Here is a 17,696-nt window from a genome sequence, read left to right as displayed (position 1 = left end):
ACCAAATCTACCGAAACACGACTGTCCGGCTGCCATTCAGCAATACCCGCCGCTCCGCGTGCCAGGTCACCGCGCGGGCCAGCACCACCGTTTCCACGTCGCGGCCGGCGGCGACCATTTCGTCCGCGCTCATGCCATGATCGACGCGGATCGCTTCCTGCTCGATGATCGGGCCTTCATCCAGATCGGGCGTCACATAATGGGCGGTGGCGCCGATCAGCTTCACGCCGCGGGCGTGCGCCTGGTGATAGGGTTTCGCGCCCTTGAAGCTGGGCAGGAAGCTGTGATGGATATTGATCGCGCGGCCCGCCAGCCTGGCGGATAGGTCGTCGGACAGCACCTGCATATAGCGTGCGAGGATCACGAGTTCGCCCTGTTCGCGCTCGAACAGATCGAACAACTGTGCTTCAGCCTCCGCCTTGCCATCCCTGGGCACGGGAATGTGGTGGAAGGGAATGCCGCGCGCTTCCGCCACGCCGCGGAAATCCACATGGTTGGAGACGATCCCGGCAATGTGGATTGGCAGCGCGCCGATCTCGTGCCGATAGAGCAGATCATGCAGGCAATGGCCGAATTTGGAGACGAGCAGGAAGGTGCGCGGGCGGTGCGTCGCGTCGTTGATATGCCAGTCCATCGCATAGCGCCGCGCGATCGCGCCAAAGGCGGCGCGCAGGGTCTCCCCGCTGACGCCCGCTTCGCTGGTGAACAGCATCCGCAGGAAGAAGCGGCCGGTTTCCAGATCGTCGAACTGCGCGGATTCCAGGATGTTGCAATCCTGCCCCGCCAGAAAACCGGCCACGGCCGCGACGATGCCGCGCTCATCCGGGCAGCTCAGGGTCAGGATAAATCTTTCGCTCATGGGCATGTCTATGACATAAAATTACGGCGTATCAACACTGTTACGCAAACGGATCATGCCGGCCGGTGGCGTAATGGGTCATCGCCATGGTCGTCAGTTGCGCGTTCACGCGGATGCAGCTCGGCATCACGCTGGCGTCGGTCACCATCACATTGCGGGTTCCGTGGACCTTGAAATCCATCCCGATCACGCTGTTTTCGGGATCGATACCGATGGCGTTGCCGCCCTGGGGGTGGGAACTGGACAGAGTGACGTCATCGGGCTCGTTGATATGGTCATCCATGAAGGCATCCACATCCATATCCCGCGTGACCGTCTGGCCGCGGGAAAGGGCAGGATACACCTCCAGCGCGCCCGCCGCGAAATGCACCTTGCACAATGTGGCGAGCGCGCTGCGCAACACGGGCAGGTCCACCTCGCGGTCCAGCTTGAAGCGCAGCCGGTCCCCCGCCAATTGCCCGCGCCGGTCGGCGGGGAAGAGCACTCCGGCTGAGGCCAGCCGATTGTAATGGTGCATCCGGTCGAAATGCCCCTCGAACCAGCCGGGGACGAGGCTCGCCATGCTCATCGGTGGCTGGAAATGGGATTCGAGCAGGAAATCGCCGCGATCGACATAGGTCGTCATCTGATCCTCATCCCACGCCCTTTGCGGCGCGTTTTCCGGCATCAGGGCCACCACGGGGCAGGCGATGTTGAGCGAAATGCCGGTGCCGGCACCCGCCACGCCGCTGTCGCGCAGCAGCCGGCTCGACGCGAGCGTACCCGCGGCCACCACCACGCCCTTGCGCGCGCGAATATAGCGGCGGCGACCGTCTTCCAGCGTGATCGCCACGCCGTCCGCGGTTCGCGATCCGTCGGCATGGCGCGGCTTCCAGCGGATCTCGCTGGCCTTGGCATCACACATGATCCGCGCGCCGTCCCGCACCGCGTCGCGCAGCCGGGATTGGGGCATCCCGTTCTTGCGGCCATAAGGGCAGCCGGTGTTGCAATAGCCGCAATAGACGCATTCTTCCGCGCTGTTCGCCCGGCCCCAATTCTTGCGGAACCAGCCATAGGGCGCATTGGCATCCATCGGATCGCTCTTGAGCGCGGCATGGGCCTGCCATCCGCGCATCAGATGATTGCCGTTCATCCGGCCCGATCGCTGGGCGATGGTGCCGATCCCCATGGCCTGCTCAACGGCGTCATAAGAGGCATCGAGCGCCCGGGGATCGATCGGCGCGCCCAACTGATGCCATTTGGCCACCACATCCTGCGCATCGGGATGGATATGGCCGGGCTGCTTCACCCGCAAACAGATGCCATTGTTGATCACGGTCGATCCGCCGACGCAGCGGCCCTGGAACACGATCAGATCATTGTCCGTGCTGCTCTGGATCGCGCCATCCACGAACAGCCGCGCGGTCATGCGCTTTTCCTCATGCGTGATCCGCGAGGAGGGATAATGTGGTCCGGCCTCCACGATCAGCACCTTATGGCCGTATCGCGCCAGTTCGGCTGCCGCCGTGCCGCCGCCTGCGCCCGATCCGATCACGATGATGTCGGTTTCGGCGGGCACGGCATCATGGCCGATAAACGCGGTGTGGGTGAGATCGCGGCCGGGGATATATTTGATCTCCAGGTCGCCAGTCTGGGTGCGATCGCGGTGTTTGGGCAGGGTATAGCCGATCGCGTTCAACACCGGATTGTCGATATTGTCATCCTGGTCATTGCCCTGCCAATGACCATAATAGCCCGCATAGATGATGCCGCGCAGCCGGGCGAGATCCTGCAGCACATTCACCTTGGTATTTTGAAGCCGCTTTTCGATCCGGCGGCGGCGGAAGGCCGGGCTGCCCCAGATGAAGAGCGGGCCGCCCAGCACGAGGCCCAGCGCCAGGATCGTCCAGCCAATCTCTTGGGGCTTGTCGCCCTCGATATTTGAAAACTGATCCTGCATGTTCTCGATCACCTCATGCGGGGTGATCGCCATGGTCCTGCCATGGAAAAAGGTTTCGGTCATCTTGCGCAATATGAGCGCGTGAATCGCGTTGAACGGCCGTCCCATCAAAAATCCCCCGATGTGGCGCGACCCGGAGGTTATTATGGGCAAGCGCATAACATCGGTCGCCCGCCGGGCAAAGGGTGAAGGCAGGACCGCTGACACCGATGTCTGATATGGTTGCAATTGCAGCGCGGGTGATTCATGAAACGCCATGCTTTCTCAACGGACCCGCTATACAATCCGCGCACTGCAGCACCTGGCGGATCATTTCGGCCAAGGCCCGATCCAGTTGACCGAAATCGCCACCGCGCAAAACATTCCGGCCAAGTTTCTCACGGTCATTCTCTCGGAGATGAGCCGCGCGGGTCTGGTCGCCACGATGCGTGGCAAGGATGGCGGCTATTGGCTCGCGCTGTCCCCCGTGGATGTTAGCTATGGGGATATCGTGAGGATCACCCGCGGCTCGCTCGCCCTGGTCCCCTGCGCCAGCCGCTATGCCCATGAAACCTGCAAGAATTGTCTTGAAGAAGAGAAATGCCGGCTGCGCGAATTGATGCTGCGCGTGCGTGACGAAACAGCGCAAGTCCTTGATAAGATTACCCTGGCCGACCCCATTCCAATAGGCTGATCGGCCCGGCGCAAACGCCGCACATCTGGGCTATAAGTCATTGTCAACTAAATCAGTAGAGTCTATTTCTTGCGCTATAACGGCGCGACTCAACGGATGGTCGGGCGCCTTTCACCAAGGAAGGAGCGCATGATGTCTGAAGCGGATTTTGCCGGTCGGGGAACCACCCCGCTGGTGCTCACAATACCCGGACTGAACAGTTCAGGACCGACCCATTGGCAAAGCATCTGGGAGCGGACACGCGGCGATTGCGATCGCGTCGATCTCGGCATGTGGGCCTCGCCCCGGCGCAATAGCTGGGTGACCAAGCTGGATCATGCGATCAAGATGGCGCCGGCACCCGTGATCCTGGTGGCACACAGCCTGGGTTGCCTTGCGGTGGCCTGGTGGGCGGCGCTGGAGGGGCAGCCTTATGGCTGGCCGGTGGCCGGCGCGCTGCTGGTCGCGCCGCCCGATTGCGACCGCAACGACGCCTGCCAGGCGGTCGGCGGCTTTGGCCCGGTGCCGAAGGTCAGCCTGCCGTTCCCGTCCGTTGTGGTCGCCAGCCGCGATGATCCCTATGCCTCGATCGACCGGTCTCACAGCATGGCCAAATTCTGGGGCAGCCATTTCGTGGATGTAGGCGCGCTGGGTCATATCAACGCCGAGTCCGATGTGGGCGCATGGCTGTTCGGACAGCGTCTGCTCGATCGGCTGATCGCCTCCGCCAATGATCGCGCGCGGATGCCGCCGGGCGATCGCTCTTCCGCGGGGCCATGGTCCCTCTATCCCCCGGTTGCCGCCCCTGGCCCGGAGCACAGCGGAACGCGTGGATGAAAGCGCGGCCCCGACCTCAGGCCGGGGTCAGCACACCGCGATAAGCATCGTCTTCGAGCGCCAGACCCGCACCCCGCGCCACGCAGATGAGCGCATCCTCCGCCACCACCACGGGCAGCCCCGTCGCCTGCGACAGGATCTCGTCGATCCGCCGCAGCAAAGCGCCGCCGCCGGTCATCACGATGCCCTGATCCACGATATCCGCGGCCAGTTCGGGCGGCGTATGCTCCAGCGCCGCGCGCACCGATCCGACGATCTGGCTGACGGGCTCGGCAATGGCTTCGGCAATCTCCGATTCGGTGATCGTGATTTCCTTGGGCACGCCCGCGACAAGATCGCGGCCCTTTACGCTCAGACTGCGCCCCGAATCGGCGGGGATCATCGCGCTGCCGATCTCGTGCTTGATCCGCTCCGACGTCGATTCGCCGATCATCAGATTGTGCTTGCGGCGGATGTAGGAACTGATCGCCTCATCCATCTTGTCACCACCCACGCGCACCGAATTGCTATAGGCCAGGCCGCGCAGCGACAGCACGGCGACCTCCGTGGTGCCGCCGCCGATATCCACCACCATTGCGCCCACCGGTTCGGTCACGGGCAATCCTGCGCCGATCGCCGCCGCCATCGGCTCCTCGATCAGGAAGACGCGCGATGCGCCGGCGTTGGAGGCGGCGTCGCGGATCGCGCGGCGTTCCACCGTGGTGGAGCCCGAAGGCACGCAGATCACGATCTCGGGACGGCGCGGCAGCCGCGATTCGCCGCCATGCGCCTTGTTGATGAAATGCTTGATCATCTGCTCGGCCACATCGATGTCGGCGATCACGCCATCGCGCAAAGGGCGGATCGCCTGGATGTTGTCGGGCGTCTTGCCCATCATCAACTTGGCATCGCTGCCCACGGCGCGGACTCGCTTCACGCCATTGCGCGTTTCGATCGCAACCACGGAGGGTTCGTTCAGCACGATTCCCTTGTCGCGGACATAGACGACGGTGTTCGCGGTGCCGAGGTCGATGGCCATGTCGTGAGACGTGAATTTGAAAAGGCGGGAAAAAAACATGGGGGGTAAATCAGTGCCTCTCATTGGGGTCGCAACGGAACCCGTCGTTCGAAATTCCCCGAGGCTTGCGACCCGCCCTGTGGAGACGCGGCTTGGGTCCGCACCCCCGCCGAGTCAATCCGCGCCTGCGCCGGAGCGCGGCTTTATTGCGATGGTTCGCGGGGGCATCGGATCGCCGTGATCGGGAGGGACGACAAATGCCCCGGCTGCCGGGGATCGAAAGAGGTTTGAATCTCCCGTGTAACGGAACCTAAACCCTTTTGCGTGCTTGATAATGCAGCCGGACGACTGCGAACGGTGAGGCCGCCGGGCTGAATGCGACACGTCCCGGCGGCCGTGCCGTCTCGCCTTGCGTTGACGCCGCGGCCATTGTGATGGCATTGAGCGATCGAATCAAACGGGCCGTGTCAAACGCCCGGGAAGAGGGCTTGGTGAAAATCATGCCCAAGCCCTTGATTTTGCGGGTATAGCTCAATGGTAGAGCACTAGCCTTCCAAGCTTGTGATGCGGGTTCGATCCCCGCTACCCGCTCCAAAAGCACGCAGCCATTGCGACAGTTTGCGACAATATTCCTGTCGGCTGGCATATTTGCGCGACACCCCCGCTCCATAAGACACCCATGCAAGCACATCGCTTGTCCGTTTTTCGGAGAGTAAACATGAAAAAGAAAATCATCATCGGTTCGAGCCTCGCTGCGCTGCTCATGGCTGGCGGAATCGCGATTGCGGCACCCGGCGGCGTGATCGACCGCACCGCCACCGTCACAAAGGCGGAGGTGATCGCCAAGGCCGACGCGCGGTTTGTGGCCAAGGACATCGACAAGGATGGCAAGCTGACCCCGGCGGATCGCAGCGCGGCGCAGAAGGCGCGTGCCGATGCGCGCTTTGCCACCATGGATGCCGACAAGAGCGGCCAGATCACACGCGCTGAATTCGACGCTGCGGGCGACAAGCGCATGGAAATGCGCGGCGCGCGGGGCGACGGCGAACGCGGACCCGGGCATTGGGGCCGCGGCGGCGGGAAGGGTGGTCATCATGGCATGATGGGCAAGGGCCATGGCCGCGGTCCAGGCGGGATGATGGCGGTCGATGCCGATAAGGATGGCGCGATCACGCTCGCAGAGCAGCGGGCGCACGCCGTCGCGACGTTCGACAAGCAGGATGCCAATAAGGACGGCAAGGTGACGCCGGACGAGCGCAAGGCGGCGCATGAGGCGATGCGTGCCGAATGGAAGGCCCAGCGCGCCCAGGAAAAGGGCGAGTAAGCATAATGCGAAGAGGGGCGGGTGGCTTGCAAGCCACCCGCCCTTTCGCCAAGACCGGAATCGCTCATGACAGACAGACCCCATCTCCTGCTCGTCGACGACGAACGCTCCATCCGCGAACCGCTGGCCACCTATCTCCAGAAAAACGGATTTCGCGTCACGGCCGTGGGCGATGCCGCGACAGCGCGTCAGCGCCTGGCGGGTTATGCGATCGATCTGGTCGTTCTCGATATCATGATGCCGGGCGAGGACGGCCTCAGCCTGTGCCGCCATATCCGCGAGACCGGGGAGATCCCCGTGATCCTGCTGACCGCGCGCAGCGAAGAGACCGATCGGATCGTCGGCCTTGAAATGGGCGCGGACGATTATGTGCTGAAGCCGTTTTCGCCGCGCGAACTGATCGCGCGGATCAAGGTGATCCTGCGCCGCGCCGGCAATGGCGGGGTGCGCCAACATGCGCCGGAAAGCGCGAGCTACGCTTTTGCCGGGTGGGTGCTGAAGGCGGCGGAGCGCACGCTGGTGGACATGGACGGGGTTTCGATACCGCTCAGCACGGGCGAATATAATCTGCTGCTGGCACTGGTGACGCGGCCCAATCAGGTGCTCAGCCGCGATCAGCTTCTGGATATCACGCAGGGGCGAGAGGCCAATGCGTTCGATCGCGCCATCGATAACCAGATCAGCCGTCTTCGTCGCAAGATCGAACCCGATGCGAAGAACCCGACCTTCATCAAGACGGTCTGGGGCGGCGGCTATACCTTATGCGCAGACGTGACCCGCCAGTGAAGCGGTTCTGGCCCGGCAGCCTGATCGGCCAGCTTGCGTTGCTGGTGGCGCTGGCGCTGCTGGTGGCGCAGGCGATCAATTTCGGTCTTCTGGTGCGCGAGCGAGACCGGCTGGTGCTCACCCAGACCAGCGTGCCCACCATTGCGCGCTTGGCCGACGCGATCGAGCGCGATCGTTCCGGCCTGCAGGTGGAGCGGCAGCGCGGACCGCGCCAGCTTCGTCGCAACGTCTTCGTTTCCGAAGCCGTTGTTGTTACGCCCGATATGAAGGCGCGGCCCGATGTGGCGCAGCGTGCGCGCGGTGCGCTCGATGAACTGGGCATCGGTTATCTCAGCGTCGCCGCCGCGGAATCGGATGTCCGTCCGGACCGCCGGATGGACCGGCCGGAACCATCACGCCGTGAAGAGGGCGATGGCGACGATCGCGGCGGGAAATCTCATTTGCTCATTTCGGCACAGGTTTCACCCGGCCATTGGGTCAATGCGATCGGGCGGCTCCCGTCCAACGATCCGCGTTTCATGGGCTGGCTGCTGGTGCAGACGCTCATCCTGTATGGCGTGGTCCTGGTCCCCGTATTGTGGCTGGGACGACGGATGGCGCGGCCGCTGAAGGCATTGACCGGCGCGGTCGAATCCTTCCGCAGCGCTGAAGACAGCATCGCCGTGCCCGAGAGCGGCCCTTCTGACGTCCGCCGGCTGATCGTGGCGTATAACGGGATGCGTACCCGCATCGCCGCGCTGCTCGATGAAAAGGATCGGATGCTGGGCGCGATCGGTCATGATCTGCGCACGCCGCTGGCCTCGCTTCGCGTCCGCGTCGAGGGGATGGAGGATGAGGATGAGCGCGAGCGGATGGTCGGCACGATCGAAGAGATGAACCGCACGCTTGATGATATCCTGTCGCTTGCGCGCCTCGGCCGCCCGAAAGAAGGCGAGACCAAGGTGGATCTCGCGGCGCTGCTCGATCAGGTGGCGGACGATTTTCAGATATTGGGTGCTGATGTCACGCTGGAGGAGGCAGACCGCACCACGGTGACCATCCGCCCCACGCTGATCACCCGCGCGCTGCGGAACGTGATCGACAATGCAGTGAAATACGGCGCGCGGGCGCGTGTGGGAATCGAACGGCAGGATGGCGGCATCGCCATCGTGATCGACGACGACGGGCCGGGCATTCCCGAGGACCGGATCGAGGCGATGTTCGAGCCGTTCGCGCGGATGGAGGAATCGCGCAGCCGCGAAACCGGCGGAACGGGTCTTGGCCTAGCGCTCGCCAAGGCGATCCTTGTCCAGCATGGTGGGCGGCTGACTTTGGCGAACCGCGCCGGTGGCGGTCTTCGTGCGACGCTGTGGTTGCCCGCTTAGGGTGAAACCATTGCCTCCGGATTCACGGAGCGAGCTAAGCAAATACTTACCATTTTCGCTTATCCCGACAGCATGAATGCCGAGACCCGGATCGTCGCCGAAGCGGCCATCGATATGCGTCCGCGCTCGGCGGTCAGCGGGGGAGTCGGGCTGGCCGGGCTGGCCGGATTGGTTTCCTGGGTGCTGATCGCGCGGCATTATGGCATGGATGGAAGCTGGTCCGCGCTCGTCGGCATCGCGGCTTGCGGGCTGCCGATGGTGCTCTGGTCCCTGCTGGTCGACAAGGTGCACCACCATGTCGAAACGGGTCTGGATTGGAGCGGCCCACCGCGCCCGCTGCGCGATTCTCTGGATATCAGCCTCATCAAGATCGCGGGATTATGGGCGACATGGGGCGTGATCGCGATCGTCTATGGCGTCGCGCGCTGGTATTGGCAGGGCCAATATCTGTTTTCGATGGAGTTGTTCACTGCCGCAGCGCCCTGGCTGGCGGGACTATCCATCCCTTATATCCTCTGGATAGACCGGCGGCTGAAAGAGCCGCGCGACGGGGCATATGCTTTCGGCCAATGGCTTACCGGCACGGGCGCACCGGATCGCGCGCTGCTTCACGATCACTTCCGCGCCTGGGCAGTGAAGGGGTTTTTCCTGGCGTTCATGCTGTCAATCGTGCCCGGCGGCTTCGGAGAGATCGTGCGCACGCCCGCGGCGGAGATGGCGGCCAGCCCGCTGGCGCTGATCCGCTGGATGATCGCGGCGATGTTCGTGATCGACGTGGCCTTCGCCACCGTGGGCTATGTGCTCACGATGAAACCGCTGGATGCGCACATCCGCTCGGCCAATCCCTATGCTGCGGGATGGACCGCGGCGCTGATCTGCTATCCGCCGTTCACCCTGATGGGCGATGGCGGGCCGCTGGATTATCATCCCGGCACAGCGGATTGGGCGCAGTGGTTTGCGATGTATCCCGCGCTGATCGTAATGGTCGGCGCGGTGCTCGTGGCGCTCACCGGCGTCTACGCCTGGGCCACCGTCGCATTCGGCCTGCGCTTCTCCAATCTCACGCATCGGGGCATCCTCACCCACGGCCCTTATGCCTGGAGCAAGCACCCGGCCTATCTGTCGAAAAACCTCTTCTGGTGGCTCTCCACCTTGCCGTTTCTGGCAGCCAACGGCAGCATCATCGATGCCGTGCGCAACACGATCATTCTGGGCGTGGTCAGCGGCGTCTATTATTGGCGCGCACGGACGGAGGAACGGCATCTCGGCACCGATCCCATCTATCGCGCCTATGCCGCGTGGATGGCGCGCAATGGTGCCATACCCCGGCTAATCCGCTGGGTGACGGGGCGTCCCTCGAAACCAGGGACGATGCCCGCCGAATAATCCTGTCTGCTGATGTCCCCGCCGGAGGACTGCGAATCGGCGCGCCGTGCCCTAGTCAGATAATCACTGCGAACCCATGCGGGCGTGAATTGCGACCTCACGTTTGACTGGAAAGCCCCGGCCCTGTCCCCAGGTCCGGGGCAACCGTGTTTTCACTGGCCCGCCGCGGTCTCCAGGCAGCGGCGCTGACCGCAAGACAGCGATCTATCCATCGCGAGCCGCACCTTTTCGATCATCTCGCAGCTTGTGCCCGCGGCGGGGATCAGACGCACGACATGGGCCTGGGCATCCGCCTTGTTCAGCGTGTCACGCAGACGCTCGAAGGATGTGATCTGCCCGTTCCACAGGATCCGGTCATGCTTGTCGAGCGCAAGCACATCATCAAACGGCTCGTTTTTCGCCCAATTGGCGCGTGGCGCAGCGCACGTCTTTTCCGCGCAGGCGCTGACGAGCAGCAGCGCGATGACCGGGATGGCAGCTTTGATCATCTTTGGGAGATGGCAGGGTTTTGGATGTCAGGCCAGCCCGATCGTCCCGCGCTAGAAGCTGAACTCCTCATAGACCTTGCTGATGTCGCCCTTCCATTCGCCGTGATAGCGATCGAGCAGGCGCTGGGCGGGGACTTTGCGGGTGCGGGCGGTTTCGCGCAGGGGATCGAGGAAGCCGCTTTCATTGTCGCCCGATGCGTTGAAGCGCGCCCGCGCCGTCAGCCCGGCACCCGCAATATCGACCACTTCGGCGGCGATATCGCCCAACGTCCGGCCGCCTGCGATCGGAGCATCAAGGCCCATTTTCGGCACGGCATCGCGCAGCGCCTGGCGCTCTTCCATCGTCCAGCTCTTGACGACATCCCATGCGGCATCCAGCGCGGTGCCGTCATAGAGCAGGCCGACCCACAGAGCCGGGAGCGCGCAGATTTTGTTCCAGCGGCCGCCATCCGCGCCGCGCATCTCGAGGAAGCTCTTCAACCGCACTTCGGGGAAGGCGGTGGAAAGATGATCGTTCCAGTCCGAAATCGTGGGCAGTTCGCCCGGCAAAACCGAGAGCTTGCCCTTGAGAAAATCGCGGAAGCTGAGGCCCGAGGCGTCGATATACTTCCCGTCGCGATAGACGAAATACATCGGCACATCGAGCGCATAGTCGGCATAGCGCTCATAGCCAAAGCCGTCTTCGAACACGAAGGGCAACATGCCGGTGCGCGCGGGATCGGTGTCGGACCAGATGTGGCTGCGATAACTGAGGAAGCCGTTGGGCTTGCCTTCGGTGAAGGGCGAATTGGCGAAAAGCGCGGTGGCGAGCGGCTGGAGCGCCAGGCCCACACGAAACTTCTTGGCCATATCGCTCTCGGTTTCATAATCGAGATTGACCTGGATGGTGCAGGTGCGCAGCATCATATCCAGCCCCAAGGTGCCGACGCGGGGCATGTGGCGCAGCATGATCTCGTAGCGGCCCTTGGGCATGATCGGCAATTCGGCACGGGTCTTGTCCGGCCACATGCCCAGACCCAGCATTCCGAAGCCGAGCCGGTCGCCCACCGATTTCACCTGCTCCAGATGACGCCCCGTCTCCGCGCAGGTTTCGTGCAGATTTTCCAGCGGTGCGCCCGAAAGCTCGAGTTGCCCGGCCGGTTCGAGGGATACATTGCCGTCGGGACCGGAGAGCGCGATGATACTCTCGCCCTCATAAATCGGTTCCCAGCCGAATTTGGTGAGCGCCACGAGCAGCGCATGGATGCCACCGGGCTCCTCATAGGAGGGCGCGCGATGATCCTTGTGCCAATAGACAAATTTCTCATGCTCGGTGCCAATGCGCCAGCGTTCGGGCGGCTTTTCACCCTTGGCGAATGCGCCGATGAGCTGATCCCGGTTCTCGATGACCGGATCGCTCTCACTGGATACCGTTTTCGTGCTCATTTTTCGCCTCTAGCGGGGCGATCGGCTTTTTGAAAGCGGGAACGGCAGGAAAAGTTACCGACTTGTAACAAGCGCGGTCGGGAATGTTTTTGCGGATCGCCCCTCCGCCGGCACGGGCCGGCGGAGGGGCGACGATTTCATCAGCCGCGCACGTCATTCTCGGTCAGCGGGACGATCTTGATTTCCACGCGACGATTGGCCTGGCGACCCTCATTGGTGCTGTTGGTGGCCACCGGACGGGTGGAGCCAAAGCCCTGGGTGCCGACGCGCGCCGCGGTTACGCCGCGGGTTTCCAGATAATTAGCAACCGCGCGTGCGCGGTTCTGCGAAAGCGGATTGTTAATGGCATCGCTGCCGGTGGAATCAGTGTGACCGTAAACGTCGATATAGGTCTTGTTATACTGGTTCAGCGTGCTCGCCACCTGATCCAGCGTGCTGCGGAATTCGGGCTTCACTGAATAACTGTTGGTATCGAACGTCACGCCTGATGGCATGTTGAGCAATAGTTCGTCACCTTGGCGGATCACCTCCACATCGGTGCCCGCGGTCTGCTCGCGCAGCTTCTTTTCCTGCTCATCCATGTAATAGCCGACGCCTGCACCCGCCAGCGCACCGATGCCGGCACCCACGATCTTCTCGGTCCGGTCGCGCTTGCCGCCGACGAGATCACCCAGGAGATAGCCGCCCAATGCGCCGCCGATGCCGCCGATTGCCGCCTTGGAAATGGTCTTCTTGCCCGTGTTCGGATCCGTGGTGCACGCCGCTGTGGTGGTAAGAATGGCGATCATCGCCGCCGCGCCGAATTTCGATGAAATACGCATATTGCTTCCCTTTATTGGTCCTCTCCCGGCGGATACGACGGGAACTCCGGCAGTAAAACCACCACCGAAACGCATTGTTCCGCCTCCGCACTGAACCTTTGATGAGGCGGTTGTTGTGGCATTGCAAGAATCGCCGCTATAGGGGGTTTGCACCCATGGCACCGCTCCCTCCCTTTCCCTGGTCTGACGTCGCGATCATCCTGGCGCTGATCGCGCTCAACGGCGTGTTCGCCATGTCCGAACTCGCCATCGTCTCCGCCCGCAAACCACGGCTGCAGGCGATGGAAAAGGCCGGGCGCTATGGCGCGCGGCGCGCGCTGACGCTGGCGGAGGATCCCGGCCGCTTCCTTTCCACCGTGCAGATCGGCATCACGCTGATCGGCATCATGGCGGGTGCCTATTCCGGATCGAGTCTCGGCGGGCCTGTGGGCGCGCGCCTGGAAATGCTGGGCGTGCCGGCGGCGAGCGCTGACGAAGTGGGCTTTGCCGTCGTCATCGTAATCACCACTTATGCCTCGCTCATCGTGGGCGAACTCGTTCCCAAGCAATTCGCATTGCGGTCGCCCGAGCCGATCGCGGCGATCATGGCCACGCCGATGCTGTGGCTTTCGAAGATCACCATGCCGCTGGTCTGGCTGCTCGATAAATCGAGCGCGCTGATCTTTCATCTGCTGCGGATGAACCGCGAATCCGAAAATCATGTGACGGCGGAAGAATTGCACCTGATCGTGGCCGAGGCGAGCAAATCCGGCGTGATCGAGGAAAGCGAGCGCGCGATCATCTCTGGCGTGGTGCGGCTGGCGGATCGCCCTGTGCGCGAGATCATGACTCCGCGCACCGATGTGGACTGGATCGACGCCGATAGCGACGCGGATGCGGTGCGCGCCTTCCTGCTCGAAACCCCGCATACCCGCTTTCCCGTGGCCGAGGCGTCGGTGGATGAGATCATCGGCGTGATGCAGGCGCGTGACATCGTCTCCGCCATGATCCGTGGCGAGCCGCTCGATCTGCGCGCGCTGATGCGCAAGGCACCCGTGCTGCCCGATCATATCGATGCGATGGATGCGCTGGATGCGCTGCGCATGGCGGATGTCCCGATGGCGCTGGTGCACGATGAATATGGCCATTTCGAAGGACTGGTCACCCCGGCCGATCTGCTGATCGCGATCGCGGGCGAGTTCGCCTCCGACGCCGATCTGGGCACCGATCCCGCGCTGGTGGAGCGCGAGGATGGTTCTTTCCTCGTTTCCGGCTCGATGGCCGCGGACGCGCTGGCGGACAAGCTCTGCATCGACCTGCCCGAAGACCGGGATTATGCGACCGTGGCCGGCCTCACGCTGGCGGTGGTCCGCCATCTGCCCACCGTGGGCGAGCGCTTCACCTATAAGGGCTGGCGTTTCGAGATCATGGATATGGACGGGCGCAAGATCGATAAATTGCTGGTGAGCGAGGCACCGAAAAAGGCGGGGGCCTGAGGCCTGCTTGTCGAGTTTGTGCCGATTCTCTTGCAAGATAAAGACGAGCGTGGCGGTGATCCGTCTCAAGCAATGCGCGGTGCGCGGTGCGCGGTGCTACAATCAGTCCTTCGAGCCATCCCGAAGGCCCTTACTCATCGGATTTTGGCATGTTGTCGCCAAAGCTCTGCGGGAGTTCGCTTCTGCGTCTCTTGAGTCGGGATGCGGAGACCTCCCGCCTGACAAATCCTCGATAAAGCCCGGCACGCAACCCGTGGGCCATATGAACGAAAATCCCGGCCTGCGCGCCGCGGTGCTGTGGGGCGAGGGCCGCGTTTCTCCGCCGGACGGGATATGGCAAGCATGTCGCCTGGGGCTGGCGCACCTTGCCCGTGCCGGTGATCGCGCGCGGTGCACGGCCTCGCTTTCGGTGGCGGCTTCCAGATCATGTCCGGCGCGGACATCCGCATCGCCCATCCCGCCACGCGCCTGTCGATCATGGAGATGAAATGGGGGCTGGTGCCCGATATGGGCGGCGTGGCTTTGTGGCGGACCCTGGTGCGCGATGATGTGCTGCGCGAACTGACTTATACCAACAGGGAATTTACCGGGGCGGAGGCGCTGCATCTGGGCTTCGTGACCCGGCTGGCCGACGATCCTCATGCCGAGGCACTGGCCCTCGCACGCGAGATCGCCAGCAAGAACCCGCAAGCGATCCGCGGTGCCAAGCGGCTGTATAATGACGCAGCGGATCAGGATGCGGCGACGGCGCTGCTGGCCGAAAGCGCGGCGCAGAAAGCGGTGCTCCGCACACCCAACCAGATCGAAGCGTGATGGCGAATATGGAGAAAAGGGCGCCGGGGTTCGTGGATTGAAAGGCAATTTGGAGACACACCAAACCCGTCATTCCCACGAAAGCGGGAATCCCGCTTCTGCTTCTTCCTTCGTTCTTCTCTCCTTCCTCTTTGCTTCTCTGCGTCTCCGCGTGAACATTAAGAGGTTCGCGCGGAGACGCGAAGCCGCGGAGAAAGAAGCGGGATTCCCGCGTTCGCGGGAATGACGGAAAATGGTGGGAAGCGGACTGTCGGGTTTTGGTATCACGCTCACCTTCCTCGTCACCCCGGGCTTGACCCGGGGTCCCGCTTTTCTTCAAGTTTTGCGTATGGGAAGTGAAAGGAAAGGCGGTTGGGTCTACATTATGGCCGATCGTTATCGCGGCACGATGTATGTCGGTGTCACGACGCATCTTGCAGCCCGCATTTATCAGCATCGGCGTAATGAGGGATCGGATTTCTGCACGCGATATAGGCTAACCCGACTTGTGTGGGCGGAGCGCGGCGATGATATCCTTCAGTGCATCGCCCCCATGAAAAGCGCATCAAGCGCTGGCGACGGGAATGGAAGTTTGCCCTGATCGAGCAGAGCAATGCCCAATGGCACGATATGTTCGAAACGCTTGCCTGAAAAAGAGCGGGATCCCGGATCAAGTCCGGGATGACGATGAAGCCATGTCCGCAAGTGGTCGTTAGCTGGCCTGCCGCTTTTTATTCCCACCCTGTCCTACAGCCCGCTGCCTGTGATAGCCTCCAAATATGCTTCTCGCATCATCCGCTTCGGCTACCAGCGCGGCACGGGCTTTCTGCCTCCGCACAGCCATCTCCAAACAATCATCACTTCAACGACAAAACAACACGCTTCGACGCATCGCGAGCGCGTCAAAGACACTGGGATCTTGGGCCACAAAAAGTGGACACTTTTCCCCCTAAATCCGTCGTTCCCACACCGCGCACGATACCCACATTACCGCGGCGCCATCCGGATTCCGCCGTCCAGCCGTACATCCTCGCCATTGAAATAGCTCGTTTCGATCATCGTCAGCGCCAGCGCGGCATATTCGACGGGCTGGCCGAAGCGCTTGGGGAAGGGCACCGAGGCTGCGAGTGCATCCTTCACGTTATCCGGTGCGCCCTTCATCAGCGGGGTATCGAAAATGCCCGGCAGGATGGTGTTCACCCGGATGCCCTCGTTCATCAGATCGCGCGCGATCGGCAGGGTCATGCCGACCACGCCGCCCTTGGATGCGGCATAAGCCGCCTGGCCCACCTGACCGTCTTCCGCCGCCACGCTCGCGGTGTTCACGATCGCGCCGCGCTCGCCGAACTCGTCTGCCGGATCGAGCGTCAGCATCCCCGCCGCCGATTTGGCGATGCAGCGGAAGGTGCCGACCAGATTGATCTGGATCACCCAGTTGAACGCATCGAGCGGGAAATGCTTGATCGCCCCATCCTCGCGCGAGCGGCTGGCGGTCTTGATCGCATTGCCCGTGCCGGCGCAATTGACGAGCACGCGCTCCTGACCGTGCGCGGCGCGGGCTTTTTCCAAACCGGCGTCCACGCTCTCGTCCGATGTGACGTTCACCTCGCAAAAGACGCCGCCGATCTCGGCTGCCAGCGCTTCGCCTTTCTCCGTCTGCAGATCGAAGATGGCGACCTTCACGCCCTTGGCCGCGAGCGCACGCACGGTCGCCGCGCCAAGGCCCGAGGCGCCGCCGGTGACGACGGCGGAAACGGTGGAATCGAGCTTCATGATGGCCTCTCCTTGATGGGCGCGGTTTCTGATTATGCCCTATCCAATGCCATGATTGCCGTTTACGTCAAGGGGAAGAATGGCCGGGAGAGAGCGTATGAATGTGAGTGAAGCCATGCTTGCCCGCCGGTCGGTTCGCGGCTTTCGCGCGACACCCGTCGATCCCGGACAGATCGGTGATCTGCTGGCAGAGGCGGCGCGCGCGCCGAGCGGGGGCAATCTCCAGCCTTGGCATGTGGATGTGGTGACGGGCGAAGCCATGGCGCGGCTGAAGGCGCTGATGATGGACAAGCTGGCGGCGGGCGTCAGTGAAACACCGGCCTATGACATCTATCCGCCCAAATTGACCGCCCCCTATCGCGATCGGCGCTTTGCCGTGGGCGAGGCGATGTATGCGCATATCGGCATCCCGCGGGAGGACAAGGCGGCGCGGCGGGCGTGGTTCGCGCGCAATTTCCAGTTCTTCGGCGCGCCCGCCGCGCTCTTCTGCACCGTCGATCGCCAGATGGGGCCGCCGCAATGGTCCGATCTCGGCATGTTCCTGCAGAGTTTCATGCTGCTCGCAGTGGATGCGGGGCTGGCGACCTGCCCGCAGGAATGCTGGGCGATGTATCCCGAGACGGTGAGGGGGTTTCTCGGGACGCCAGCGGAACGAATGCTGTTTTGCGGGATGGCGATCGGGTTTGAGGATGCGGCCGAACCAGCCAACCAGTTGCGGACCGACCGTGCACCCCTGGAGCAATGGGCGCAGTTTCACGAATGAGAAAAGCCCTCTCCC

General features: G+C 62.9%; 16 protein-coding genes, 1 tRNA gene and 1 pseudogene. 11 read left to right on the top strand and 7 right to left on the bottom strand.

Annotated features, from left to right (window positions below):
• Positions 1–7: 7 nt before the first annotated feature.
• Positions 8–859 carry a formyltetrahydrofolate deformylase gene (gene purU / locus FHS49_RS12620; RefSeq protein WP_184019057.1) on the bottom strand — a complete coding sequence of 284 codons (852 nt, stop codon included), beginning with the start codon at positions 857–859 and terminating at the stop codon, positions 8–10.
• A gap of 40 nt (positions 860–899) precedes the next feature.
• Positions 900–2,906, bottom strand: coding sequence for a GMC family oxidoreductase (locus FHS49_RS12615; RefSeq protein WP_246350678.1), 2,007 nt, complete (start codon positions 2,904–2,906; stop codon positions 900–902).
• 148 nt (positions 2,907–3,054) lie between these two features.
• On the opposite strand from FHS49_RS12615, the gene FHS49_RS12610 reads away from it, so the two are divergent.
• Together FHS49_RS12610 and FHS49_RS12605 are read left to right on the top strand one after the other, a co-directional pair.
• Positions 3,055–3,471, top strand: coding sequence for an RrF2 family transcriptional regulator (locus FHS49_RS12610; protein WP_184019053.1), 417 nt, complete (start codon positions 3,055–3,057; stop codon positions 3,469–3,471).
• A gap of 132 nt (positions 3,472–3,603) precedes the next feature.
• Positions 3,604–4,287: an RBBP9/YdeN family alpha/beta hydrolase gene (locus FHS49_RS12605; RefSeq protein WP_184019811.1), complete on the top strand. Its 684-nt coding sequence runs from the start codon at positions 3,604–3,606 to the stop codon at positions 4,285–4,287.
• 16 nt (positions 4,288–4,303) lie between these two features.
• Here the strand turns inward: FHS49_RS12605 and FHS49_RS12600 are convergent, their stop codons facing one another.
• Positions 4,304–5,344 carry a rod shape-determining protein gene (locus FHS49_RS12600; protein WP_184019051.1) on the bottom strand — a complete coding sequence of 347 codons (1,041 nt, stop codon included), beginning with the start codon at positions 5,342–5,344 and terminating at the stop codon, positions 4,304–4,306.
• Positions 5,345–5,804: 460 nt separating this feature from the next.
• Here FHS49_RS12600 and FHS49_RS12595 point away from each other — a divergent pair.
• The 5 genes from FHS49_RS12595 (at position 5,805) to FHS49_RS12575 (ending at position 10,144) form a co-directional block, all read left to right on the top strand.
• Positions 5,805–5,878, top strand: a tRNA-Gly gene (locus FHS49_RS12595).
• A gap of 124 nt (positions 5,879–6,002) precedes the next feature.
• Positions 6,003–6,608 (top strand): EF-hand domain-containing protein, encoded by a 606-nt coding sequence (locus FHS49_RS12590; protein ID WP_184019049.1) that lies wholly within the window; start codon positions 6,003–6,005, stop codon positions 6,606–6,608.
• Between the two features lie 66 nt (positions 6,609–6,674).
• Positions 6,675–7,394, top strand: coding sequence for a response regulator (locus tag FHS49_RS12585; RefSeq protein ID WP_184019047.1), 720 nt, complete (start codon positions 6,675–6,677; stop codon positions 7,392–7,394).
• Complete coding sequence (locus tag FHS49_RS12580; protein WP_184019045.1) at positions 7,370–8,758, top strand: sensor histidine kinase; 1,389 nt, start codon at positions 7,370–7,372, stop codon at positions 8,756–8,758. The genes FHS49_RS12585 and FHS49_RS12580 overlap by 25 nt, the downstream gene beginning before the upstream one ends.
• A gap of 72 nt (positions 8,759–8,830) precedes the next feature.
• On the top strand, positions 8,831–10,144 hold the full coding sequence (locus FHS49_RS12575; protein WP_184019043.1) for a methyltransferase family protein: 1,314 nt from the start codon (positions 8,831–8,833) through the stop codon (positions 10,142–10,144).
• Between the two features lie 152 nt (positions 10,145–10,296).
• Here FHS49_RS12575 and FHS49_RS12570 read toward each other — a convergent pair whose 3' ends face one another.
• From FHS49_RS12570 to FHS49_RS12560, 3 genes are all read right to left on the bottom strand, one after another.
• Positions 10,297–10,632 carry a hypothetical protein gene (locus FHS49_RS12570; protein WP_184019041.1) on the bottom strand — a complete coding sequence of 112 codons (336 nt, stop codon included), beginning with the start codon at positions 10,630–10,632 and terminating at the stop codon, positions 10,297–10,299.
• A 51-nt stretch (positions 10,633–10,683) separates the two neighbouring features.
• Positions 10,684–12,057 (bottom strand): glutamate--cysteine ligase, encoded by a 1,374-nt coding sequence (locus tag FHS49_RS12565; RefSeq protein WP_184019039.1) that lies wholly within the window; start codon positions 12,055–12,057, stop codon positions 10,684–10,686.
• Positions 12,058–12,197: 140 nt separating this feature from the next.
• Complete coding sequence (locus FHS49_RS12560) at positions 12,198–12,878, bottom strand: YiaD family glycine zipper/OmpA-like lipoprotein (RefSeq protein ID WP_184019037.1); 681 nt, start codon at positions 12,876–12,878, stop codon at positions 12,198–12,200.
• A gap of 155 nt (positions 12,879–13,033) precedes the next feature.
• On the opposite strand from FHS49_RS12560, the gene FHS49_RS12555 reads away from it, so the two are divergent.
• The 3 genes and pseudogenes from FHS49_RS12555 (at position 13,034) to FHS49_RS12545 (ending at position 15,796) form a co-directional block, all read left to right on the top strand.
• Positions 13,034–14,353, top strand: a complete 1,320-nt coding sequence (locus FHS49_RS12555) for a hemolysin family protein (RefSeq protein ID WP_184019035.1) — start codon at positions 13,034–13,036, stop codon at positions 14,351–14,353.
• A 390-nt stretch (positions 14,354–14,743) separates the two neighbouring features.
• A complete protein-coding gene (locus FHS49_RS12550; protein ID WP_343052977.1) occupies positions 14,744–15,166 on the top strand; it encodes an enoyl-CoA hydratase-related protein in 423 nt (140 codons plus the stop codon).
• Between the two features lie 328 nt (positions 15,167–15,494).
• Positions 15,495–15,796: pseudogene (locus tag FHS49_RS12545) on the top strand (GIY-YIG nuclease family protein).
• Between the two features lie 336 nt (positions 15,797–16,132).
• On the opposite strand, the gene FHS49_RS12540 reads toward FHS49_RS12545, so the two are convergent.
• Positions 16,133–16,918, bottom strand: a complete 786-nt coding sequence (locus FHS49_RS12540; protein WP_184019033.1) for an SDR family NAD(P)-dependent oxidoreductase — start codon at positions 16,916–16,918, stop codon at positions 16,133–16,135.
• A gap of 97 nt (positions 16,919–17,015) precedes the next feature.
• On the opposite strand from FHS49_RS12540, the gene FHS49_RS12535 reads away from it, so the two are divergent.
• Complete coding sequence (locus tag FHS49_RS12535; protein WP_184019031.1) at positions 17,016–17,681, top strand: nitroreductase; 666 nt, start codon at positions 17,016–17,018, stop codon at positions 17,679–17,681.
• Positions 17,682–17,696: the final 15 nt, after the last annotated feature.

The organism is Sphingobium boeckii (genome assembly GCF_014199215.1).
Lineage (GTDB): Bacteria > Pseudomonadota > Alphaproteobacteria > Sphingomonadales > Sphingomonadaceae > Sphingobium_A > Sphingobium_A boeckii.
This window is presented reverse-complemented; position numbering and strand designations above follow the sequence as displayed.

What these genes read in the sequence shown, in the direction of transcription:
- purU (WP_184019057.1), bottom strand. Translation starts at nt 859, where the DNA reads ATGAGCGAAAGATTTATCCTGACCCTGAGCTGCCCGGATGAGCGCGGC.
- FHS49_RS12615 (WP_246350678.1), bottom strand. Translation starts at nt 2,906, where the DNA reads ATGGGACGGCCGTTCAACGCGATTCACGCGCTCATATTGCGCAAGATG.
- FHS49_RS12610 (WP_184019053.1), top strand. Translation starts at nt 3,055, where the DNA reads ATGCTTTCTCAACGGACCCGCTATACAATCCGCGCACTGCAGCACCTG.
- FHS49_RS12605 (WP_184019811.1), top strand. Translation starts at nt 3,604, where the DNA reads ATGTCTGAAGCGGATTTTGCCGGTCGGGGAACCACCCCGCTGGTGCTC.
- FHS49_RS12600 (WP_184019051.1), bottom strand. Translation starts at nt 5,344, where the DNA reads ATGTTTTTTTCCCGCCTTTTCAAATTCACGTCTCACGACATGGCCATC.
- FHS49_RS12590 (WP_184019049.1), top strand. Translation starts at nt 6,003, where the DNA reads ATGAAAAAGAAAATCATCATCGGTTCGAGCCTCGCTGCGCTGCTCATG.
- FHS49_RS12585 (WP_184019047.1), top strand. Translation starts at nt 6,675, where the DNA reads ATGACAGACAGACCCCATCTCCTGCTCGTCGACGACGAACGCTCCATC.
- FHS49_RS12580 (WP_184019045.1), top strand. Translation starts at nt 7,370, where the DNA reads ATGCGCAGACGTGACCCGCCAGTGAAGCGGTTCTGGCCCGGCAGCCTG.
- FHS49_RS12575 (WP_184019043.1), top strand. Translation starts at nt 8,831, where the DNA reads ATGAATGCCGAGACCCGGATCGTCGCCGAAGCGGCCATCGATATGCGT.
- FHS49_RS12570 (WP_184019041.1), bottom strand. Translation starts at nt 10,632, where the DNA reads ATGATCAAAGCTGCCATCCCGGTCATCGCGCTGCTGCTCGTCAGCGCC.
- FHS49_RS12565 (WP_184019039.1), bottom strand. Translation starts at nt 12,057, where the DNA reads ATGAGCACGAAAACGGTATCCAGTGAGAGCGATCCGGTCATCGAGAAC.
- FHS49_RS12560 (WP_184019037.1), bottom strand. Translation starts at nt 12,878, where the DNA reads ATGCGTATTTCATCGAAATTCGGCGCGGCGGCGATGATCGCCATTCTT.
- FHS49_RS12555 (WP_184019035.1), top strand. Translation starts at nt 13,034, where the DNA reads ATGGCACCGCTCCCTCCCTTTCCCTGGTCTGACGTCGCGATCATCCTG.
- FHS49_RS12540 (WP_184019033.1), bottom strand. Translation starts at nt 16,918, where the DNA reads ATGAAGCTCGATTCCACCGTTTCCGCCGTCGTCACCGGCGGCGCCTCG.
- FHS49_RS12535 (WP_184019031.1), top strand. Translation starts at nt 17,016, where the DNA reads ATGAATGTGAGTGAAGCCATGCTTGCCCGCCGGTCGGTTCGCGGCTTT.